Origin of the sequence: Paenibacillus luteus, from assembly GCF_006542765.1 — a bacterium.
Classification (GTDB): Bacteria; Bacillota; Bacilli; order Paenibacillales; family Paenibacillaceae; genus Pristimantibacillus; species Pristimantibacillus luteus.
Genome location: NZ_SKCD01000015.1, coordinates 35,897 through 58,752 on the forward strand (window position 1 = coordinate 35,897; position 22,856 = coordinate 58,752).

Consider the following 22,856-nt stretch of genomic DNA (forward strand, 5'->3'; position numbering starts at 1 on the left):
TAGCTGGACCGAGCTGAATTAACGGGAGAAATTCTCCTTAAACCTCTGAATATCTTTCAAACACCAAAAAAGGAGGGACGCGCCCATAAACAGCGCTTCCCTCCTTCTCATTTTATAGACAGCATGCCGCTTAGCTTAGTAGCCTTCGCCCTTGCCGCCCGTAACGATGGCGATGCCTGAGCTAGCGCCAATGCGCGTAGCACCTGCAGAGATCATCTGCAATGCCGTTTCACGGTCGCGAACACCGCCAGATGCTTTCACACCTAGATCAGGGCCCACTGTGCGGCGCATTAAGGCAATATCCTCGACCGTTGCTCCGCCTTTTCCAAAGCCTGTTGATGTTTTCACAAAATCAGCGCCCGCTTTTACGCAAATCTTACATGCTGCAACCTTTTCTTCGTCCGTCAGCAGCCCTGTCTCCAATATAACCTTGAGAACCGCTTGACCCTTTACGGCTTCAGCCACGCCCGCTACGTCGCGCTGAACACCTTCGAGGTCGCCCGACTTCAGCAAGCCAATATTCAGAACCATATCCACCTCAGTTGCGCCATCGGCGATCGCAAATTTGGCTTCAGCCGCCTTGGATGCTGTCGTTGTAGCGCCTAAAGGAAAGCCCACCACGGTAGTAATGCCGACTCCTGAGCCTTTGAGCTCATCGGCCGCTACCGCTACCCAGCCTGCATTTACACAAACGGTTGCAAATTGGTACTGCTTGGCCTCGCGGCAAATCTGCAATACCTCTTCCTTTGTTGCGTCTGCCTTCAATATCGTATGGTCAATCATCGCCGCTACTTCTGCTGGCGTGTAATCCGTTCCGGAACTCATCCTCTATTCCTCCATCTCAATTCATACTCGATTACATAAGTTATGTTCCATTATACGAAGCTTTGTCTCAAACAACAATGATCCGCTGCCAGTACCCGCTCGGTTTACTTTTGTTCATTCGATACGCTATGATTGTTATGGCAATGAAAACCATTTGTTCCGCAATGATAACATAAGCAGGATCGAACAAAATCAGGGAGGTACATCAACGATGGACAACGTGCTAGTCAAAATAAATGAAGCTGCAGCCTATATTCGCAGCCAACTGCAGCAGCAGCCGCAAATCGGCCTGATTCTGGGTTCCGGCCTTGGCGTCATAGCCGATGAGGTGACAGATGCGATCACCATTCCTTATGAGAAAATCCCGCATTTCCCCGTTTCCACGGTAGAAGGGCATTCCGGCGAGCTGGTCATCGGACAGCTAGAAGGCAAAACGGTCCTCGTCATGAAAGGCCGTTTCCATTACTATGAAGGCTACTCCATGAAAGAGGTTGTCTTCCCCGTATATGTCATGAAGCAGCTCGGTATTCAGACCCTGCTCGTCACCAACGCCGCAGGCGGCATGAACCGTTCGTTCGCCGCAGGAGATTTGATGCTCATCACTGACCATATCAACAATACCGGCAGCAATCCGCTCATGGGTACGAACATTCCGGAGCTTGGCCCCCGCTTTCCTGACATGTCGCAAGCCTATAACCGCGAGCTTCGCGCCATTGTGGCTGCGAAAGCGGAAGAACTGGATATCAAGCTTCAACAAGGCGTATATGTCAGCATCTCCGGACCAACCTACTGCACGCCAGCTGAGCTGTCCATGATGGCAGGCTGGGGAGCAGATGCCGTCGGCATGTCAACGGCTCCAGAGGTCATTGCCGCTAACTATACCGGCATACGTGTAGTCGGCATCACTTGTATTACCGACATGGCCATTGGTGATGAGCTCGAACCGCTCACGCATGAGCAAGTCGTTCGCGTAGCAGAGCAAGCCAGACCAAAATTCATTTCCCTTGTAAAAGCATCGGTAGGCGCATTCACAGTGTAAGGCATTGCAAGGAAAGAAGTTGTTCCCATCATTAAAACGGGAGCAGCTTTTTTTCGTTTTAATAGCTGACAAGCAGCCTCAATCGGTAGGTAAAAGTTGCCATGTGGACAAACGCCGGGTTGTATTCTATTCTTTACTATAGACTAACAATCTTATCCAGTACAGACAGCAGGAGAGGTGCGAAGCTTGACCTTGATTTCAAAACCGAATCGTGAAGCCGATTTATTCCGCAGTGCATTTCATTACGCCCCGATCGGCATGGCTTTAGTTGATTTAGACGGCAGGATCATGGTAGCCAATCCCTCCGCTCTGGTCATGCTGGGTTATGAGGAGAAAGAGCTGTACAGCAAAACCTATGAGCACATCACCCATCCGGATGATTTGGAAGAGGATAACCGTTATGTGAAGCAATTGCTTCGCGGTGAAATCGACACTTACCAAATGCAGAAGCGTTATTTCAAAAAGACCGGAGAAACCGTCACGGTTCTCTTAAGCGTAACTCTTGTCTACGACAAGGAAGAAAATCCTCTTCATTTCATCTCGCAAATGATGGATATTTCCGAAAAAACACAAGCTGTACACGAAGTAAAACAGCTAACGAAACATATTACGACCATCCTCGAAAGCATTTCTGATGCTTTTTTCTCGCTGGATGAGGAATACCGATTTATCTATACGAATAAAGCAGCTCAGACGCTGTTTAGAAAAAGCGACGAAGAGCTGACTGGCCGAAACATCTGGGAGCTGTATCCCTGGCTTGTTGATTCTGTCAGCCAAATCGAGTGCAAGCTGGCTATGCAGTTCCGCGAGCAGCGGCTATATGAGCAATTCGTACCACTGCTTAATGATTGGTTCGAAGCGAATCTTTACCCGTCCGAGTTCGGGCTATCCGTTCATTTCCGTCAAATTACGGAGCGGAAGCGCACCGCCGACAAGCTGCTTGAGAGCGAGAAGAGCTTCCGCCTGCTTGCCGAGAATTCAAGCGATATGATCTCCAAGCATGACCAGAACGGATTGTTTACGTATGTATCACCAGCCTGTTATACCCTTTTGGGCTACAGGGATGACGAGCTCATCGGGAAGTCTCCGTTTCATCTGTATCATCCAGATGACATGCAGCGAATGCTCGACAATCAGGAGTTGCTCTATACCCACGTTGATGAGAATACGATTACGTATCGCATCAGGCGCAAGGATGACAGCTACCGCTGGTTTGAGACGACCAGGCGCGTTGTCTTCAATGAAGGTGACCGTACGCAAACCATCGTGGCAGTCTCTAGAGACATCACGCCCCGCAAAGAGATAGAGCTGAAGATGCTGGAGCAATACCAACTCATGCATGCGCTTTCTCATACTGACGAATTAACTGGCATCGCAAATCGCCGAACCTTCGACGAAACGTGGAATCACGAATGGGAGGATGCCCAGCGTCATCATATGCCGGTAACGTTAATGCTTGGCGATATCGATAATTTCAAAGCCTATAACGACACGTTCGGGCATCAAAAAGGCGACGAATGTCTAAGACAGATCGCCGCCGCTATGCGAGCCGCCCTTAAGCGCCCGCTTGATATTGTCGCCCGTTACGGCGGAGAGGAATTCGGTATCATTTTGCCTCAAACCAGCAAGGAGCGCGCCGCTACGATTGCCAATCGCCTTCTTGAAGCCGTCAGGCAATTAAAGCTGCCTCATTCACAAGAAACAGACCATCCTTATGTCACGATTAGCTTGGGCTCTGCCACATGGAATCCCGATTGCTCCCTCTCGCAGGATGAGCTGTTCACCCATGCCGACAAATCGCTCTACCAAGCCAAGGATGAAGGAAAAAACCGCTATATTTCTCACTAACTTGCTGCGCGATCGTCTCTGCTGTTCGCAGCGCTACGGTCGCTTTCCTGCCTCAAGTAAGCTTGTTTTCTTCAAATGCTTCTCATACCCATAATAAACGATCAAATAGATGATGAAAAATACGCTAGATACCAAATACATGGTTTCATAATTGGACCAAGTCGCCACTAAGCCAAGCAGCATAGCGCCACTTCCAATTCCGATATCAAATGCGTTATAGAATGTCGCTGTCGCTACGCCTCTGCGCTTCGGTTCTACCCGGTCAATAACCCAGGCCTGCAAGCCAGGGAAAATCGCTCCAAAGCCCGCGCCATAAAATACCGCAGCAAGCAGCAGCATTCCCGTTGATTTGGTCATATAGAGAATCACACAGCCTACAATACAGAATATAGCTGCTGGAAATAATACCCAGAAACGACCTCTCGTATCAAAAATTCTCCCGCTCACAAACCGGATGAGAAACTCACTAAGCGCAAGCACAAGAAAGAAGAAACCGATATTTTGTACGCCGGCTTCCTTGCCGAACAAAGTAATAAAGCTGATAACTCCTCCCAGAGACAAGCCCACGAGAAGTCCAAGCAGCGAAGGCATAAGCGCCTTTGGCTCCACGAATCGCAAGAGCAGTGACGTAGGTTCTGCGGCAGCAATCTTGGCCTGCGCGCGTTCTTCTTTGGAATCCCCTTTGACGAAAGAAGTAAAGATGACGGCCAGCAGCAAAATACAGGCGCCCACAATAAACAGCGCAGAGAAGCCAAACTCCTCCATGAGCCAAATGCCGAGAAAGGGCCCCAAGGATATCGCTACTGCATTACCCGTGCCGAAGAAGCCCATCCCCTCGCCTCTTCGCGAAGCCGGGATAATGTCAGAAGCCACGGTGCCATAAAGCGTCGTCGAGATACCAAAGCCTACACCATGAACGATGCGAAGCATCAGCATCATTACAATCGTAACAGCCGCATAATAGCTGGCCGTTCCAATTAAACAAATCACAACGCCCAGAATAAGGAGCAGCTTCTTGCCGAATTTATCCGAGGCCATTCCGACAAACGGACGTACGACTACTGCAGAATAGGTGAATAAGCCGATAATAAGTCCAATTTGCGCATCAGAGCCGCCCTTATCCGCTGCAAAGACGGGAAGCGTCGGCAGCAGCATCTCCAGCGACAAAAACAAAAATAAATTAGATAAGATTAATAAGACAAACGGTTTGGTCCAAAGGGGTTCCTTCAACATGTGTTATCCTCTCGAGTTGCCAGTGATTGCGCGTAGTTTTTATCATTATATCTAATATACAATTTTAAAATGCCGATTTATACTATAGGTACTATGTACCAGTCCATTCGAATTTGTAGAGAAGAGGTCATCCTATGCCATTGCCTATAGAACGCGAGAATCCTGAAAATCGCGTATATCCCTCTTTTCTCTCTCAGCTGCTGCGCAATTATATCTTCGGATCAACCGTTGCCGTAGCGGGCGTCGGCGGCATTATCGTTTTTTCCACCTTGACGATTCCCGAAAATGAGCAGCTCACGTTAGCTGCCATCATGCTTATCTCACTTCTCATTATGATTGGCATTGAACTGTTGGTCTTCTATCGGCATATTAAACCAATTCAAATCCTCTTCAAGGCAGAGAAACCAACATCGGAGCAGCTAAAAATCGCCTATCTTCAAACCCATCGATTTCCAACCTTAGCCGTGAAGCGCACCTTCGGTCCCCATTTTCTCGGTCTACTGCTGCCAGCCATCGGAATGGCTTACATCTGCATAAGCTTGGGATGGTTGAACCTTCCCTATTTTTATATCGGAATTGCAGCAGCGGTCGCGTTGATGATTGCCAGCATGCATGCCATGATCGAGTTTTTCCTAACCACTAGAGCCATTCATCCCGTTATCACCTACATCCGCAACAAGCACAAAGAACTCTATATTCAAGATATAACGCTGGGCGGGCAAGTGCTCGTATCGATCCGCACCAAATTCCGACTTAGCGCCTTCCTAATTGGCACGCTTCCACTGCTGCTGTTTGGACTTGCCTCTCAAATTAGATTCGATAGTCTTCAGGGCGAAGGAAGTCTTGATTACTGGAAATGGGCAGGCTTTATCCTTGTTATCGGGATCATCTACTCCCTGCTTGGAGCCTCCCTGCTCTCACGCAACATCGAAGATCCGATTTATATGATTCAGCATGGCATGAGCAGCGTGCAAGCAGGCAACCTAGAGACGAGTGCGGCGGATATCTATTCCGATGAGTTCTCCAAGCTTGTTGCCGGGTTCAATCATATGGTTAATGGACTTCGGGAACGTGAACAGAGAAACAACCAACTGCTGCAAAGCTACTTCATGACACTCGCAGCAGCGCTTGATGCGCGTGATACCTATACGGCCGGGCATTCGACTCGCGTAGCTCGCTTTTCCGTCCAAATCGGCCGGTTAGATGGCTGGTCCGACAGCCAGATCGACATTTTACATAAAACTGCATTGCTCCATGATATCGGAAAAATCGGCGTACGTGATGCTGTCCTGTTGAAAGAGGGTCGTCTAACGGACGAGGAATTCGATCAGATCAAGCTTCATCCCGTCCTTGGCGAAAATATATTAAAGCAAATCGAGCCCGCAGATGCGATGGCCGATCTGCTGCCAGGCGTTCGCTCGCATCACGAGCGCTATGACGGCAAAGGATATCCCGACGGATTGGCAGGCAGTTCGATTCCGCTGTTTGGACGGGCCATTGCCATCGCAGATGCTTTTGACGCCATGACCTCTGACCGACCCTACCGTAAAGGAATGTCCTACGAACGAGCCCTTTCCATTCTCGAAGAGGGCAAAGGGACGCAATGGGACCCGCACCTCACACAGCTATTTGTAGATACTTACCGTAAGAAGGGAAAAATGGAGGAAGATGTGTCCTAACGACATACAAGAGCCATCCGCTAAAGGATTAATCCTTCCGGATGGCTCTTGTCTCATTATAAAGTGATTACCGTTTAACCAGCGTAAAATCATCATAGTGGAAGCCTGGCGCTACTACACATGATACAAGAACAGGCTCATCCCCAAGAACACGGGTCATCTGCCATTCGTTCGCGGGCACAAGCGCCTGCGGCTGGTGGCCTGCGAGCACATCAGGTCCGACAATGATTTCTTTTCTCGTCTCCGGGTCAGCTTCCAAACCGCCTAGGCTGAGCACAATCGGACTCCCGGAATGCCACATCCACAGCTCGTCCGAGTAAACTCTGTGCCAATCGGAAAACTCTTCCGGATGCAGCAGAAAATATATAGAGGATGCCGCAAAGCGTGGTCCTGAATAGGGAGCGCCAAGTACCTCCTGCGGTATTTCAAAGCTTGCTTTCCAAATCTCCTTGTACCATCCGCCTTCGACATGCGGTTTTAAGCCGAGTTGCTCGACGAGCGGCGACAGCTGTTGCACTGATACTCCCATCCATTTCAACCTTCTTTCTCTCTTTTGCGCGCATATTATTTATAAATACGTTCTTTATTCTATAACGCATAAGATCTATCGTCAATTCATTAAACAAGTAGGTATAGAATGAAATTCTTTGGCTTTCGCCTAACGAATATACGGATCAAGCTTTGTTTATTTCCGATTTATAAATTATACTTATATTAACTAACTTTTTGGAGGTGAACAGATGAACAATGGCGTACTTGAATTTGGTCGCATCAGCCGCAAGCATTTAATGAATTTGCTCATTATTGTTCCGTTGCTGATGGCAGCGCTGTTCGCCTACCAAGCAGGTAATACGTTTGAGCTGACTGCTGCTGCGAGCCGCATCACGGCTGACGCGAAATACGCGACCGCAAATGTTGGCAAGCAAAACAGCTCGACGAAAGTTTTTTTGCCCGAAAACCTACTACTAGCCTCTTACATGCACGCGCTGATGCTCATGTATTGGCTGGCTGCCACCCTATCCGCACTTCATACCTTTGTTCCGCAAAGGATGCGTGATTTGCTGATGACCCCGATTAAATTCACTTCACATTTTGTTGGTTAATTTACTCATTTTGTTCGTACACTAACAACAAATGAGGAGGCCTACACATTGAATATTAGAGAATCCGACCTGCCCGGTATTGGCCGCAAATACCAGATTATGACGCGTAGCGGCGATAAGTTTGTCATTATTATTCATGATGACGGACGCCGTGAACTGTACCACTTCGAATATGAGGATCCGGACGATAGCATTTCCATGGTTACGCTTGAGGATGAAGAAGCAAGACAGGTAGCCGCGATTGTCGGCGGTATGACTTACAAACCAAAGGCGCTAGAGACCATTGAGGTGGCACTGGATGACCTGACAATTGAATGGTACAAAATTGAACCAAACGCCGCATGCATTGGCAGATCGATCGGTCAAGTCGATATCCGCCAGACGACAGGAGCGACGATTATCGCCGCTGTCGAGAAAGAAGCAAAGCATATTAATCCAGGCCCCGACTATGTCTTTAAAGCAGACACGACCCTTATCGTTGCAGGTGAACGCCAGCATTTGAAGCTTCTTAAGCTTATGCTGCAAAACGGGAGCCGTTAATTATGGATCACATGGTGCTGGAAATCGGTCTTGCTGTTATTCTTATAGCCTTAGTCGGGCTGTTAGCTGCAAAAATTCGGTTTTCCGTCATCCCGTTTTACATCTTGATCGGCATGGCCGTAGGTCCTCATGCGCCACACGTGGGCATATTGGACTTCAGGTTCATTCATAGTGCGGAACTGATTGAATTCATGGGACGGCTTGGCGTGCTGTTCCTGCTGTTCTATTTGGGTCTGGAGTTTTCTGTGGGTCGATTGATGAAATCGGGTCGCTCTATTGCGATAGGCGGAACCATCTATATCGTCATTAACTTTTCACTTGGTTTACTATTCGGCTGGATCAACGATTTCCCTGTTGCGGAGACGATGGTCATTGCCGGTATTACAACGATATCCTCAAGCGCGATCGTCGCGAAGGTGCTCGTTGATTTAAAACGGACAGCAAATCCGGAAACGGAAATGATTCTTGGAATCATCATGTTCGAGGATATTTTCCTTGCTGTGTACATTTCCGTCTTGTCTGGACTTGTGCTTAGCGATTCGTCATCCCTAGGCGGCGTGCTTCTATCCGCTTCCTATGCACTCGGATTTATGCTTCTGTTCCTTATTATCGGAAGGAAGGCAGCGCCTCTCCTTAACAAAATTTTCAATATTCGCTCGAATGAACTATTCCTGCTGCTCGTGTTCGGCTTCCTGTTCCTCGTGGCAGGCTTCTCCGAAACGATTCACGTGGCAGAAGCAATCGGAGCTTTGCTGGTTGGCTTGGTGCTTGCCGAGACCGTCCACATGAAACGGATCGAACATCTGATTCTGCCGTTCCGTGACTTCTTCGGTGCACTGTTCTTCTTCAGCTTCGGTCTGACCATCGATCCGTTCGCCCTAGGCGGCGCGGTCTGGCTCTCGCTCGGTGCGGTTGCGGTTACCTTATTCGGCAACTTCACCGCAGGCATGTTCGCAGGCAAAAGCGCAGGCTTATCGCCTAAAGCGTCCGCTAACATCGGTCTAACGATCGTATCGCGCGGCGAGTTCTCCATTATCATGGCAAACCTCGGCAAAGCCGGTGGCTTGCTGGAGCTTCTGCAGCCATTCGCTGCCCTGTACGTGCTTATTCTGGCGATACTGGGACCGCTTCTGACCAAGGAATCCAAGCTGGTGTTCAGAGGTCTAAATACCATCTTCAGATGGGAAAAACCTAAAATAGCCAAAGAGGCCAGCAAGAAACCCGTAAAAGACAAATCCAGCGGCTGATCAGCCGCTGCGATGCAAAAAACAGCAGGCATGACGAGGCATCCCCCTCGTCGACCTGCTGTTTTTTATTTTGCATGGAGTTAGGTGAGTGGAGGGGAGTTAGTGGAGAAGCATTTGAGACATTGGTGGAGAGGAGTTAGGCATTCTTTGTGTGGTTTGTGCAAGGCTGCTGCAATGAGCCGGCTAGGCTTTACTGGTTAGTTGGGAAGCATTAGAGACGTTAGTCGAGGAGAGTTAGGCTTTCTTAGCGAGGATTGTGCAAGGCTGTTGCAATGAGCTGGCTAGGCTTTATTGGTTAGTGGAGAAGCATTAGAGCCGTTAGCGGAGATGGTGCTGATAAGTCTATCGCATAGGGGTTTGATTTTAGAGATGAGATGTTGGCTGGTTGTGGGTAAATGATATCAGAAAGGGGCTGCCTGTGGTCTGTGGTCTGTGGTCTGTGGTCTGTGGTCTGTGGTCTGTGGTCTGTGGTCTGTGGTCTGTGGTCTGTGGTCTGTGGTCTGTGGTCTGTGGTCTGTGGTCTGTGGTCTGTGGTCTGTTGCTGCTATATTGTATGGCTGCAGGATAGATGCCTATATTTGCTCCTCTTCCTCCTCTATCCTGTACCCCGTACAACATAGCAGCCTTCCTGCAGCCCAACAATCCTCTTTTCGAATAATTTCCCTGCATATGTGCAGGATAGAGCGGTGATCACCTTTAAATAGGGGTAAGTTATTGCAAATGTGCAGGATAGCTTTCACCCTCAAGAGGTAACTAACTGATCTTTCTTTAAAACTGGCTTTTTTCCAATCCTCAATCTCAACCTGTGCTTTATCCTTCTATTGTATTGCTCCTATACTATCTTATCATTTGCTACCTCATCCAAAATCCAATTCCCCTCTCCCTACTTCCTCCAGTACCTCTTGCTTGCTTTTTATGACTAATTGGTTTACTTTCGTTTCACCAAGCTTAATAAATGCACCAAATTGATACTGTAAGGATTCTTCCAATACATAGCCCTTTATTTTTTCTTGATCAAATGCATCGAGCCTCTGGCTTGATGTGCTTTTTTTCACTTCTATCGCAATAAGATTCTGATTTGTTCCTCTCTTATGAACAATAATATCTGGATAAACAGACCTCCTCCCCGTCAACAAATCTTCTTTACTGATGTCATTCAGCATGCTCATGATATCTAAACTAAAAGTTTTTCTGTCCCCCAGGTTTCTATTGTATTCCACGTCAACATCCCACTCATAAAAAACTACTCCTAGATGTACCGCTAATCTGTGGCATATCGATCGCTCATTGGAATGATTAGCTATAATTTCCTTATCAAAATGATATAGCCTTCTAAGCGCATTGGTTAATCGGTTTTGAATAAATGTTTTATTCATCCTCTAGCTCCTTCACTGTTACAACTTTATTGAAATAGGGAAAATATGGTTTGTACGATATAAAGCAAACTTAAGGTGATAGATAAAAAAGTCACTTTCAGCCTTTTTATTTGGCGACTATAGACTAATTATGATTTAGCAGGAATTTCTCCCACTATAATAGCCTGATTCGCTGGACAAGTGAAATAATGAGATTTTGTTCCGTTAATTCTGCCGTTTCGCGGCATTTTCGGCATATTACCTGAAATTAGAGGGACAAATTCCCTAAATGCCTCTAAAGCCCAAAATCCTTTAAAATAGAGGGAGAAATTCCAGCTAATTCAAATGAAATGAAGAGAAGAGAAGCCCTAAACAAAAAGGATACAAGACCGGAGCTTTAGCATTTTTTGAGGTGTAAGGCATCACTTTATCTCACCAGTTTTTCGCAATAGGGGCATAGGGCTCGAAGCAAGGTTTTGTGGTCCAGAAGTGGGAGTGAAACTGGGAATCATAATCTAATTTTGTATGTCTATTGCACTTTGAGGTTGTCCAAACGAGCTAAACGAGACACACAGTATGGCTGGTTCTGGTATGGATATGGGTATTGTTACTGGTTCTGGTTCTGATTTGAACTTGTATGAAGAAGTGCAACCAATAGAGGGTGATAAGCAGTACAAGCGAGGTTAAAATAACGATTAGCTACCTCCGTATTCGGATTATGTTCTTTTTGACTGACAGCCGTGGCGGTGCCTGACATTTCAAAACTTATTAGTTAACTGGAACTCGAAAAGAAGCGTGGTTTATGGCCACACTTCTTTTCTATAATTTCATCCCCTTAAGCAACTTTACTCTCTGTACTCCCCATATTCCCTTACTCTTCAGTTAACTTCACTTTTCATTTGTTTAATTGATTATTTAGTTGAGACCAGCTTCGATATTTTGTCTGCTATATCTTCTGCCTGTAACAAGGAGGAGTAGGAATCTGCTGCAAAATATTTCTCCATATCAATCTCGATAATTCGATTGTTTTTCACTGCATCCAAAGATGTCCATGTCGCTGGCAATTTAGGCGGTTTTTTGTCCTTTACGGTAAGGATAATCACATAATCGCCTACATAATCATTTACCGTTTCCCAAGAAACTTCAACGCGGCTCATTTCCTTATCAATGATTTCACTTTGAACTTTAGGAGTAGGCTTCATTCCCAAAATATCGTAAGCAGCTCTGCCGCCTCGCTCCCCCATGTCGCCAATGACCATTAAAAATTTATCTACCGTGATATAATCAACGATCGAAATCGTTGCATCACGCGCGATTGCATTTTTAATTTTTTCGCGGGCAGCGATTTTCCGTTTTTCAAAATCGGCCACAAACTGTTTAGCCTCTTCTTCCCGGTCAAGAATTTCGCCCATCGCCGTAATTTCTTCCTGAATCGTTGCGTATTGGCTTGTATCAAATACTACGGTTGGCGCGATCTTAGAATAGTTGCTGTAGGCATCTTTATTCCAAGTAATAATGATGTCTGGCGCTAACTCTACTACTTTTTCGAAAGAAATACTTCCTTCAGCCCCTATATCTTGAACCGTCTCATCCAAGAAAGGCTTGAGGAACTGAGAATATTCGAGTTGTGTATTCGATGCTCCAACTGGCGTCACCCCAACGGCTAAGACTGGTCCCAAATCCCAATCAACGACAACGCGCTCTGGATTCGCCGGAACATTAACATCACCCATGACCGTTGCTATTTTCCGTAACCCCGTTTGCTCAATCGCTTGGTTGGATGGCGTATTTTGTGTCGATTCCGCTAACGGATGGTTATTGCTGCTAGTGTTCCCGTTTCCGCAAGCTGCAAGCAGCAGTGTAAGCACAAGCATTAGCGTTACTCCTATTGTCTTTTTGGTACCCTGTAACATCAGTGTATCCCCTTCGCCCTTTATTCGATAATGATTATCATAATCAATATAGCAAGCGGAAGTATTTTTGCCCATGGAGGATAAGAACTCTTGCCATGGACTATCTGAAACGACCAGGCCTGTCTTCGCCTTATTTTTGTATTGAATAGGCGTTGATCCCACCTGTTTCTTAAACAATCGGGTAAAATAAAAGACATCGCTATAGCCGACGTTTATAGCAATTTCCTGCACGGTAGCATCGGTTTGAATCAGCAGCTCCTTCGCTTTAGCGATTCTGGTCTGAATGACGTATTCAATGGGACTTCTCCCCGTTCGGCGCTTGAACTGCTTCGATAAATGCTGAATGCTATAATTCCATACCTCTGCCATAGATTCAAGTGAAATCGGCTCATGATAACGTTGGTGAATGTACTGAACGATCTGTTCCACCACATCCGTATCTTTAGGGGCAACCCCCTGAAGCTGCAACTGGTCTACCAGTGTATGTACGAACTGATAAAATTGAATTTTGGCTTGGAATCGTTCCTTGATCTGTCTGCGATTCCATTCCTCATACATCGATTCCATATGACGATACAAAACAACCGGAGCATGAGGCTTGCATGCATACTGCAGTTGAAAGGGGTTGTTTATATGATAAGCCTTCAATATGGCTTTGCTAGCTTTAGTATGAATACTGCCTCTATATAAAATGTAATAGTATGTGACGTCCTCATGGCCAGCTTCTAACTTAATGGTGCTGCCTTTTCCTGCATGCAGGATAAAGAATCGTTCTAATGGATGCCGAACACCATCTAACCAGATGGTACCTTGTCCTTGTACGACAAATATAAAACTACTCGCTGGCAGTAGATGTTGCTGCTTCCTCTGTCTACGTATCACATGTTGCCGAATGTCCGCCAATTGAATCCACGATGTGTCCCATATTTGGATGTATTCTTCCCAATTCACTGTTAATCCCCCCAAAGCCAATAGCATGCGATCCCTTGCAGCTGCAAAACCCAATACAATTTAGAATCGTAAACGATAACCATTATCATTGTCAAATCAATAGGGTCGCCTCTGTGACTCGAAATTGGCATTCTACACCGTTATAAAGTAACATATGGAAAAAACCTTTTGTCTCATTTGTAGAAGGAGCAGGGATTTCTTCCGTTTATCCATTCCTTCCTCTAGTTATCATTCTTATAATCGCCATCCAGAAAGGAACCCTTAATCTATGAATATTCCACTGCTGTACATAGAGGATGACCAAGAAATCGGCAGCTTTGTTTGCCAGCATTTGAAAGATCAAGGCTATGACGTCCGCTGGCAAAAAAGCGGCGAAGGTGCGGTTGAAGCTGCGGCTTGCTGCAAGCTTGTCATTCTCGATGTCATGCTGCCGGGACTCGACGGCTTTACCGTTGGACAGCGGCTCAAGAAGTCCGCACCGGATACCCCGATCCTCATGCTGTCTGCTCGCACCTCCATCGATGACAAGCTGCAAGGCTTGCAGTTTGCTGACGACTATTTGACTAAACCGTTTCATCCCGATGAACTGACTGCTCGCATCGAAGTGCTGCTTCGCCGTTCAGGCTCCCGCAGCGCTGAACCGGTAGTCGTCAAGCATCTGCTCGTGCATGAGGAACAGAACCGCGTCGAAAACAGGGATACTGGCGAAGAAATTACGCTTACGGGCAAACAATTTCATATTTTCAGCTATATGCTTCGCCACATGGGACAAATCTTGACGAAGGAGCAAATTTACGAGGCTGTTTGGGGAGAAGCCTTCATCGAGGGCGATAAAACACTAATGGTGCATATTCGGTATTTGCGGGAAAAAATCGAACGGAATCCAGCTGCCCCCGAAGTGATCGAAACCGTACGCGGCATCGGTTATCGGGTACGCCAGTGAAAAAGGTGAAACAGCGTTCCCCTGCCATGAGATTCCGCCAAACCTTGCTGTCCCGCTATTTGCTCATTATTCTATTTGCCTTTTTATTTATCCCAATCTTATTCCCCATTGCCTCCATTATTTATGTCGTTATTCAGGAGAATACAAATGCTTCAGATGAAAACTTTCTGAAGTATGGGAGCAGCAGCGAGCTCGCCGCCATGTGGCATGAGCAGGCCAGCCAGCTGCAAGAAACCGACGCAGCCCTGATCGATCGCACGCTGCAGCAGTTGAAGCAAACGTATCCGGAGGCTTCCCTATTCTGGGTCGATTCCGCTGGCCAAACCAGACTGCAACTGCCGCCGCAGAAGCAGCTGAAGGTACAGTGGAGCGCAGCGGATGCTATTCAATTTATGAAAGCGAGCATTAATCAGGACCCTTTTACCGTCGTGTCCTTCTTTGGGCCTGACCATTCCGAGACCGGCTTCATGGTGCTGCAGCTGCCGCGGTCCATTATCCAGATGGATCGGCCACTTGGAACCGGTACGCCTTTATATATTGCCTTTTTGATTATGATGTTCGCCTTCTTCTTCCTTGTATCGCTGCTGTTCTTCCGCAGCATTCGCAAGCGGCTGCTTAGTATGCAGGCTGCGATGTCACTTCATGGGGACAACGGTCTCCCACAACCCATTATCCTGAAAAAACAGGATGAAATCGGACAGCTGGAGATGGCCTTTAACGATATGGTCGTACAGCTGCAAGAGAGCAAGGAACGCGAATACGAAGAGGAACAACTTCGCAAGCAGCTGATTTCGAGCCTTTCGCATGATTTGCGGACACCTTTGACGGTCATGAACGGCCACCTGTACTCCCTTGAGAAAGAAACACTCAGCCCGAGCGGGCAGGCTTCCGTCAAGCAGATGGGCCAAAAAATCGCCAGCATCGACAGCCTGATTGAAAATTTGCTCTCTTACACGTTAATGACCAGCGGGCGTTACCCACTCAGCCTCACTGAGCAGGACGTGCTGCGCATCCTGCGCGAGAGCGCTGCCTCTTGGTATCCCCTTTGGGAACAGGCGGGCATTGCCGCAGAGATCGAACTGCCTGATGAACCTATGCTCCATGCTGTCGACAAAGCCGCGCTTCGCCGCGTATTCGATAACCTGTTCCAAAATATCATCCGGCATGCCGCAAGCGGAGCCTATATCGGACTATCGGTAGAGCTATTCCAGCAGAGATGCGCCATCGTCATACGCGACCGCGGCCGCGGGCTTGAAGCGGAGTCGGCCAGCAAAGGCTATGGCATTGGGCTTGCCATCGTCGACTACCTCCTGAAGGAGATGAAGCTTGATTGGCATACGGAGAGCAGCTCTGAGGGTACAAGCATATTCATCTTTGTTTGAATAAGTAACGATTGGCGATGCCGCTCTATATTTTAAACGAAATTTAAACTTGGGGTACTCTCCCTTTAACCTTCGTCCGTTAATCTAACTACAGAGGTGATTAACGTGAATGAATGGATTATTGAAACAAAGGGGCTCAGCAAGCGTTATAAAGGACGTTATGCCGTTTCCAATCTGAATTTAAAAATTGCCAAAGGGGATATTTACGGCTTTCTGGGACCGAATGGCGCGGGCAAAACAACGACGATCCGCATGCTGCTTGGCTTGATCAAGCCATCCAATGGATCTGTGCATATTTTCGGAAAAGCGCTCAACAAGGAGAGACTTTCCATTTTGCGCCGGGTAGGCTCGCTTGTTGAATATCCCTCCTATTACGGGCACTTGAGCGCCACGGATAACCTAGAGGCCATACGCCGGATTATCGAAGCGCCCAAAGCCAGAATTGCGGAGGTACTGAGCATTGTTGGATTGTCGAAGGAAGCGAGGCGTCCGGTAAAAGGCTTCTCTCTCGGGATGAAGCAGCGACTTGGCATCGCAAGCGCCTTGCTAGGCAATCCTGAGCTGCTCCTACTCGATGAGCCAACCAACGGCCTCGATCCCTCCGGCATCTTGGAGATCCGCGAGTTAATTAAACAGATGCCCAAGCAGCATGGCATCACCGTGCTCATCTCGAGCCATTTGCTAAGCGAGGTTGAACTCACCGCCGGGACGGTTGGCATCATACGGCAGGGAGAGCTTGTTTTTCAGGATACGATTGCGAACCTGCACCAGCAAGCACAGGGCAGCATGTCCCTTGTCGTCTCAGACCCTGAGCAGGCTCATATTACGCTGCGGCAGCACGGCATCGAAGCGGTACACCGCGGAAACACCCTGCTGCTGGAGCAAACGAGCGACCATACGGTTGCACGTATCGTGCGAACGCTTGTGGAGCGCAAGCATGATATTTACCGGGTCGAGGAGAAGCGGAAGACGCTGGAGGAGCTTTTCCTGCAGATTGTCGGGGAGGGAACGCAGCTATGATGTTCAAGGCGCTCTCGTCTGATTTTTTGAAAATAAGAGGCAAAGGCATCTGGTTTCTGATCTTCCTTGGGCCTCTAGGCATCATCGCCATGCAGGCGCTCAACTACGGGCTTCGATATGACTATTTGACGCAAAGATACGCGGGAAAACTTTGGGAAACGCTGCTTGCGGACATTCAAATGTTTGTCCCCATCTCGCTCTTTCTAGGCGTTACGCTCGTCTCTTCGCTGCTTGCCCATATTGAGCATCAGACGAATGCATGGAAGCAGCTGCTCGCGCTGCCGATCTCGCGAAGCGCAGTCTTTTTCTCCAAATTCGCCATCAGCTTCCTGCTGCTTACACTGTCTTGCATGGTGCTTGCAATAGGCGTGGCTGCGTTAGGACTATCGCTGCGTTTCGGCATGGAAACGATGCCTATAGGGTCTATCCTGCGGCTCAGCTTCCTGCCATTTGCTGCTTCCCTTCCCGCGCTGGCCTTGTTCCTATGGCTGTGCATGCTTCTCAAAAACCAGGCTGTTCCCATCACGCTTGGCGTGCTAGCTGCGATCGGTTCTGTATTTACAAGCTTGATCTCAGGCACCTTATCCAAAATGCTGCCCATAAACTGGCCGATGTTCGGTTATATTGGGCCGCGGCAAGAGCTGTTTGTCGCCGCTGGTTTTGCAGCTGGCTGCGTCATTTGTCTCATGGGGACCTTTCATTTCATCAAAAAGGACGTGAATTGAAATGAATGGCTTCCTACGAATCGTTGCTTCTGAACGGCTAAAGCTATCCAAATCGTATATCTGGATTCTGCTTCTGATTAGCCCGCTCCTGTCGCTGGTGATCGGTGTCTTCCTATCCCTTGAATCTTTTGGCGCTGCCAATCGGCTTGAGGAATACGCCCTACTGGCTTCCACTATGTCTTCGTTCCATGCGATGCTGTTCTTACCCATCCTGACGGGCATTCTATCTGCTTTCGTTTGCCGATACGAGCATGCGGGAGGAGGCTGGAAGCAGCTTCTGACGCTTCCCGTATCCCGGGTAAGCCTTTATTTGGCCAAGTTCAGCGTCATCGCCATATTACTGGCTCTCACACAGCTGTTATTTCTGGTTGCCGTCATTGCTGCAGCGGCCTCCCATGGCATCACCGACGGTCTTCCTTGGCGCTTGCTGCTGACCAGCATCGGAAGCGGCTGGCTGGCCTGCCTTCCGCTTGCAGCGCTGCAGCTGTTTGTTTCCATCAGCTGGAGCAGCTTTGCCGCTCCGCTAGTGATCAACGTGATGCTGACCATCCCGAACATGCTTATCGTCAATTCCGACAAAATCGGCCCCTACTATCCATGGGCGCAGCCGATGCTGGCGATGCTAAGCTTCAGCGATCAAGATTTCGGCGCCTTTGCGCTGCCGCTTGAAACACTGCTCATTACGGTGACAGGAAGCTTCACCTTGTTCCTTGTGATTGGACTGCTTTATTTTAAACGTAAGGAAATCTAGGCCACTACCGCTAGAAAAATCAAAAACCATCTATCCCCGCATGACAGGGAAAGATGGTTTTTTCATGTGCTTCACCCATCCAGCTTTCATATCCTCCTCCAGATTTAGGGGCAGCTCCACTCCCGGTACTACAAAAGATAGAACTACTGCCCGGTTTGCTGCTTGGGCTATGATGAGAGGGGATTAGAATCTGAATGAGGAAGGATGGATGAGCGTATTGATACAAAATAACTTCGTACAGCATGCAGCGTTAAATAAGAAAACCAAATCAAAAAATCCCATGCGGATCCTGTTCTATGTTGTGGTCGCTGTGACCAGTTACTTTGGCGGGCTTTCGGCTTATCTTGCTTTTTTGTCGGTCGTTTACGACCAAGGGCTTGGCAGCGAATCCAAGCTGCTGATCGGCTGGACGCTAGCTCCTTATCTGTTTCTCATTTTGCCTTGCTATACACTCCTCTTCCGCTGGAGCAGGGCAATGATCTGGCTGCGGGTGATTTTGCTTATCGGATTAAGCCTCCTTGCTGCCGCGTCCGTTCCGTTCCTCATCGGCTTCGGGATCGGTAAGCTAAGCCATCTTTTCTCGCCAGAGATAGGGGCTTTTGCCATTCTGTTTGCTAGCTCTGCGATTGTATTTACGATAGGCTCCCTAGTCTCCTTGAAAGAGCGAGGCTACTTGTTATTCATGCTTGCAGCGCTGGTCTTGATCTTTTATCCCAGCTTTAATTTAGCATCCGAAGTGGAGAAAAGCAGACCCGCCATTCACGAAATTCCGCAAAGCTTTCATGGAACGGTCATCATCCATTACGGCGTGCCTGACTACCCAACTATCCCCAAGATCAAAGGCTATCAAGTCATTTCAATTCCGGAGGACGGCATTTATAAAACCTCGAGCCCGCGGCCTCCGAGAGGCATACGACATACACTGGTGGACGAGAAGGGAAAGGAAATCCGTCTCCTAACCATTAACGGCGAAATGATGAGATTAGGCTCGCAGCCGGAGGTGACCATAAGTGAATATAAGGTGCCCTAACCTAACACAGGAGCACTTCTAGCGGACGAAGACTTTATGCCCTAACACATGCCGAGAGACTCCAGCTCCTTCATCGCTTCCTCTACATTGCGCTCGGAGTTTAATATACGAATCATTTCAGCCGTAATGGCCTTCCCTTCATAAATCTCGAGTCATTTTAACATGGAAGCCTCCATGTTTTCTCCAAAAACTGAAGATAAGCACTCAGCATCAGAAGAAAATAACGTCAATAGACCCTATATTTCACGTCAAAACACAACAAAAAAGGAGCAGCCGCAGCCGCTCCTTCCCTTCCGTATTCCGTTTTAATTAGGATTTGTGGTCAGCAAGCCAAGCGGCCAAAGCCGCAATTTCATCTTCCTTGAGCTGCCCTTTGTAAGCTGGCATGCCGTTCCCGCCGTTGCTAATTTGCGTTTTAATCTGATCTAGTGACAGCTCCGAGCCGACATGCTGAAGGTTAGGGCCGACGCCGCCAGCCAGATCAACGGCGTGGCAGCTGACACAGTTTTTGCCGTACAAGCTTTCGGCTTGGGCCGTGTCCACCGTAGCGCCGCCATTATTGTTTCCTGTATTGCTTGTTGGCGGCTGCTCATTTGCACCGTTGTTGGTTTTATTCCCTCCGCACGCGGACAATCCAATCAACAGCGCAATAGCGGCGATCCATAATAATCCTTTGTTTTTAAGCATCATTGTATTGCCTCCTATACTAGGGAGATTTGTAGTTAAGTTTCCCTATTTCGGCATCCGTATGCAGTGAAAGTCAAACATTTTCAGAAAAGGCAATGCACGCATAACCGCACGCGAACTGGTTATCCTAAAAAAATGTCATGTCAGATGAAAATAGCAGCTTGTATTGCGGGGTGATATCGTGGATTTACAAGGTGATCTGGTTAACCATTTGACCGAGCTTAGGAAAAGGCTGATCATCGTTATCGCATGTTTCTTTGTCGCAATGAGCGGTGGGCTTTATGTATCCCCGATCATTTTGCGATATATCAAATCCGGTTTAACCGCCAAATCCGTGGAGTGGAATGTATTTTCCTTTACAGACGGATTGTTTATCTATTTACGCTGTGCGTTCCTGTTCGCAATCCTGTTCACCTTGCCTGTGCTGCTGTATCAAACATGGGCATTTGTGAAGCCTGGACTGACCGAAATGGAAGCCAAAGGAACACTCGCCTATGTGCCCGTATCCTTTCTGCTGTTTCTAATCGGCGTTTCGTTCAGCTACTTCCTTGTATTTCCGATGATGCTCGGATTTATGATGGAGATGAATCAAAATGTCGGCGCTGTAGAGACATATGGCATCGATCGGTATTTCAGCTTCTTGTTCAGTGTCGTATTCCCGCTTGGCGTTGCTTTCGAGATGCCGCTCGTGATTTTGTTTCTGACGAAGCTAGGACTGCTCACACCCGAGCGCCTGAAAGGCTCTCGCAAATATGCTTATGTCAGCCTGGCTGTTGTAGGGGCCTGCATCTCCCCTCCCGATTTTGTGTCTCACCTGTCTGTAACGGTACCATTGCTGCTGCTCTTTGAGATCAGCGTGCTCGTGACAAGGAGATACGCCAAACGGGTTGCAGCTGTTCCTTCCCCAACTTGACCCACAAAAAGGAGACTTTCACATGTTAAACAACATCGGTGTTTCAGGGCTTGTTATTATTTTGCTAATCGCGCTCATCGTGTTTGGGCCGGCTAAGCTGCCACTGCTCGGACGGGCGTTTGGCGATACGCTTCGCGAATTCCGCAGCTCCACGCGCGGCATTGTGGATGAGGAGCCGACCGCGGCACCCGCTGAAAACAAAGACGATGTGAAGAAGCTGCTATAGTCCAGCATATCCTCGTCACTAAATAATCGAGTAGGAGGGGGCGCCTAGCCCCCGACCTCTCACACCACCGTACGTACCGTTCGGTATACGGCGGTTCATGTCCTATTCCGCAGTTGTTTGTATCTGTCCGACAAGCTTCTCAGACCAAGAGATGACCAATATTGGTTATCTAGTGATCGGTGAAGAATCGGGCTATTTGCAATCCGCCAGTATTTCTTCCTCGAATTGCCCCATTCGTACGCCTTCTGCTTCGGAACACCCAGCGACATCAGTTTCCTAACCTTTGTCTTTGGTAGCTTCCATTGTTTCCAAACACACATTCGGAGCCTTCTCCGTGTCCACTCCTCCAATTCTTGAAATACGCTTTTTGTATCCGTCAGAGCATAATAACCGCACCAACCTGTAAGATATTGATTTAGTTCCTTTACTCTCATCTCGATTGGGATCGATTTACTCCGAGAGGTGATCGCTTTAATCTTTGCCTTCACTCGCTCAAGTGATGGTTTTGCGATCCTTATTCGCGGGTTCTTCTTATCCCAGCTGAACGTAAACCCTAGAAACTTACGTTTCCAGGGGCGGTTTACCGCACTTTTCTCTCGGTTGACCTTCAATTTCAGCCGCTCCTCGATGAATGAGGTAACGGATTTCATCACGCGATGTCCTGCTTTCCACGTTTTCACGTAGATGTTACAGTCATCGGCATATCTCACAAAGCGAAGGTTTCTCTTCTCCAGTTCCTTATCTAACTCGTCAAGGACGATGTTCGATAATAATGGACTCAGTGGACCTCCTTGCGGCGCTCCTTCCGTTGATACTTGGATAAGACCGCCTTCCATGACTCCCGCCTGCAAGTATTTGCGAATAAGTTTCAGCACCGTTTTATCTGTTACTTGTTCTGCAAGCTTAGCCATTAATCGGTCATGATGGATACGGTCGAAGAATTTCTCCAAATCCATGTCGATTACAATACGGTGTCCTTCTTGCATATAGCTACGCGCTTTTCTTACTGCATCATGTCCTCGCCTTTTCGGACGGAATCCATAACTTTGCTCGGAAAACAGCGGGTCAAATACAGGGGTTAATACTTGCGTGATCGCCTGCTGGATGAGGCGGTCTGTCACGGTAGGTATCCCTAGCAGCCGAGTTCCACCATTCGGTTTCGGGATTTCGACCCGGCGGACTGGACTAGGCTCATAGGTTCCGCTCTCTATGCTTTCGCGAATCGCTTGCCAATTTTGTACGATGTGTCTGCGTAAGTCTTTTACCGACATGCCATCTACGCCATGACTTCCCTTATTCGTTTCGACCCTTGCTAGCGCCGACAGCATATTATCTCGTGACAGTACATCCTCAATCATCCTTCGATACACTCCCTTGCGTGAACGTTTCTTCTCTTTGTGCCGCTGATGAGCTCTGCCCTTCTGAGTACCCTCGCGTATTCACCGC

The 22,856-nt window shown here is 48.0% G+C and carries 21 protein-coding genes; 14 read left to right on the top strand and 7 right to left on the bottom strand.

Annotation, left to right across the window (positions count from 1 at the left end; genetic code table 11):
• Positions 1–135 precede the first annotated feature (135 nt).
• Positions 136–825, bottom strand: a complete 690-nt coding sequence (gene deoC, locus E0496_RS13230) for a deoxyribose-phosphate aldolase (RefSeq protein WP_141502166.1) — start codon at positions 823–825, stop codon at positions 136–138.
• Positions 826–1,036: 211 nt separating this feature from the next.
• On the opposite strand from deoC, the gene E0496_RS13235 reads away from it, so the two are divergent.
• Positions 1,037–1,864: a purine-nucleoside phosphorylase gene (locus E0496_RS13235; protein ID WP_141502167.1), complete on the top strand. Its 828-nt coding sequence runs from the start codon at positions 1,037–1,039 to the stop codon at positions 1,862–1,864.
• A 186-nt stretch (positions 1,865–2,050) separates the two neighbouring features.
• Positions 2,051–3,712: a PAS domain S-box protein gene (locus tag E0496_RS13240; protein ID WP_141502168.1), complete on the top strand. Its 1,662-nt coding sequence runs from the start codon at positions 2,051–2,053 to the stop codon at positions 3,710–3,712.
• Positions 3,713–3,745: 33 nt separating this feature from the next.
• Here E0496_RS13240 and E0496_RS13245 read toward each other — a convergent pair whose 3' ends face one another.
• On the bottom strand, positions 3,746–4,945 hold the full coding sequence (locus E0496_RS13245) for an MFS transporter (RefSeq protein ID WP_141502169.1): 1,200 nt from the start codon (positions 4,943–4,945) through the stop codon (positions 3,746–3,748).
• 134 nt (positions 4,946–5,079) lie between these two features.
• On the opposite strand from E0496_RS13245, the gene E0496_RS13250 reads away from it, so the two are divergent.
• The gene (locus tag E0496_RS13250; RefSeq protein WP_141502170.1) at positions 5,080–6,624 is read left to right on the top strand and encodes an HD domain-containing phosphohydrolase; all 1,545 of its coding nucleotides are present in this window, start codon (positions 5,080–5,082) and stop codon (positions 6,622–6,624) included.
• 67 nt (positions 6,625–6,691) lie between these two features.
• Here the strand turns inward: E0496_RS13250 and E0496_RS13255 are convergent, their stop codons facing one another.
• Complete coding sequence (locus tag E0496_RS13255; protein WP_141502171.1) at positions 6,692–7,153, bottom strand: cupin domain-containing protein; 462 nt, start codon at positions 7,151–7,153, stop codon at positions 6,692–6,694.
• A 211-nt stretch (positions 7,154–7,364) separates the two neighbouring features.
• Here E0496_RS13255 and E0496_RS13260 point away from each other — a divergent pair, with 211 nt between their 5' ends.
• From E0496_RS13260 to E0496_RS13270, 3 genes are read left to right on the top strand one after another with little or no spacing between them, the layout of a single operon-like run.
• Complete coding sequence (locus tag E0496_RS13260) at positions 7,365–7,727, top strand: hypothetical protein (protein ID WP_141502172.1); 363 nt, start codon at positions 7,365–7,367, stop codon at positions 7,725–7,727.
• 48 nt (positions 7,728–7,775) lie between these two features.
• Positions 7,776–8,267, top strand: coding sequence for a cation:proton antiporter regulatory subunit (locus tag E0496_RS13265; RefSeq protein WP_141502173.1), 492 nt, complete (start codon positions 7,776–7,778; stop codon positions 8,265–8,267).
• Positions 8,268–8,269: 2 nt separating this feature from the next.
• Positions 8,270–9,514 (top strand): cation:proton antiporter, encoded by a 1,245-nt coding sequence (locus tag E0496_RS13270; RefSeq protein ID WP_141502174.1) that lies wholly within the window; start codon positions 8,270–8,272, stop codon positions 9,512–9,514.
• An 857-nt stretch (positions 9,515–10,371) separates the two neighbouring features.
• Here E0496_RS13270 and E0496_RS13275 read toward each other — a convergent pair.
• Together E0496_RS13275 and E0496_RS13280 are read right to left on the bottom strand one after the other, a co-directional pair.
• Positions 10,372–10,890, bottom strand: coding sequence for a hypothetical protein (locus E0496_RS13275; protein WP_141502175.1), 519 nt, complete (start codon positions 10,888–10,890; stop codon positions 10,372–10,374).
• A gap of 890 nt (positions 10,891–11,780) precedes the next feature.
• Positions 11,781–13,733, bottom strand: a complete 1,953-nt coding sequence (locus E0496_RS13280; RefSeq protein ID WP_161601403.1) for an ABC transporter substrate-binding protein — start codon at positions 13,731–13,733, stop codon at positions 11,781–11,783.
• Between the two features lie 268 nt (positions 13,734–14,001).
• On the opposite strand from E0496_RS13280, the gene E0496_RS13285 reads away from it, so the two are divergent.
• The 6 genes from E0496_RS13285 (at position 14,002) to E0496_RS13310 (ending at position 19,584) form a co-directional block, all read left to right on the top strand.
• A complete protein-coding gene (locus tag E0496_RS13285) occupies positions 14,002–14,676 on the top strand; it encodes a response regulator transcription factor (RefSeq protein WP_141502177.1) in 675 nt (224 codons plus the stop codon).
• Between the two features lie 5 nt (positions 14,677–14,681).
• Positions 14,682–16,058, top strand: coding sequence for a HAMP domain-containing sensor histidine kinase (locus E0496_RS13290; protein WP_241674787.1), 1,377 nt, complete (start codon positions 14,682–14,684; stop codon positions 16,056–16,058).
• Positions 16,059–16,163: 105 nt separating this feature from the next.
• Positions 16,164–17,078 carry an ATP-binding cassette domain-containing protein gene (locus E0496_RS13295; protein WP_141502178.1) on the top strand — a complete coding sequence of 305 codons (915 nt, stop codon included), beginning with the start codon at positions 16,164–16,166 and terminating at the stop codon, positions 17,076–17,078.
• Positions 17,075–17,803, top strand: coding sequence for an ABC transporter permease (locus E0496_RS13300; protein WP_141502179.1), 729 nt, complete (start codon positions 17,075–17,077; stop codon positions 17,801–17,803). Before E0496_RS13295 ends, E0496_RS13300 begins: the two co-directional genes overlap by 4 nt.
• 1 nt (position 17,804) lies before the next feature.
• The gene (locus E0496_RS13305) at positions 17,805–18,554 is read left to right on the top strand and encodes an ABC transporter permease (RefSeq protein WP_141502180.1); all 750 of its coding nucleotides are present in this window, start codon (positions 17,805–17,807) and stop codon (positions 18,552–18,554) included.
• A gap of 208 nt (positions 18,555–18,762) precedes the next feature.
• On the top strand, positions 18,763–19,584 hold the full coding sequence (locus E0496_RS13310; protein WP_141502181.1) for a DUF6843 domain-containing protein: 822 nt from the start codon (positions 18,763–18,765) through the stop codon (positions 19,582–19,584).
• 309 nt (positions 19,585–19,893) lie between these two features.
• On the opposite strand, the gene E0496_RS13315 is transcribed toward E0496_RS13310, so the two are convergent.
• Positions 19,894–20,271, bottom strand: coding sequence for a c-type cytochrome (locus E0496_RS13315; RefSeq protein ID WP_141502269.1), 378 nt, complete (start codon positions 20,269–20,271; stop codon positions 19,894–19,896).
• A 181-nt stretch (positions 20,272–20,452) separates the two neighbouring features.
• On the opposite strand from E0496_RS13315, the gene tatC reads away from it, so the two are divergent.
• Positions 20,453–21,184, top strand: a complete 732-nt coding sequence (tatC, locus tag E0496_RS13320; RefSeq protein WP_141502182.1) for a twin-arginine translocase subunit TatC — start codon at positions 20,453–20,455, stop codon at positions 21,182–21,184.
• Between the two features lie 22 nt (positions 21,185–21,206).
• Entirely contained in the window at positions 21,207–21,410 is a 204-nt protein-coding gene (gene tatA / locus E0496_RS13325) for a twin-arginine translocase TatA/TatE family subunit (protein WP_141502183.1), read from the top strand.
• A 95-nt stretch (positions 21,411–21,505) separates the two neighbouring features.
• On the opposite strand, the gene ltrA is transcribed toward tatA, so the two are convergent.
• Positions 21,506–22,768: a group II intron reverse transcriptase/maturase gene (gene ltrA / locus E0496_RS13330; protein WP_141502184.1), complete on the bottom strand. Its 1,263-nt coding sequence runs from the start codon at positions 22,766–22,768 to the stop codon at positions 21,506–21,508.
• Between the last annotated feature and the right edge of the window lie 88 nt (positions 22,769–22,856).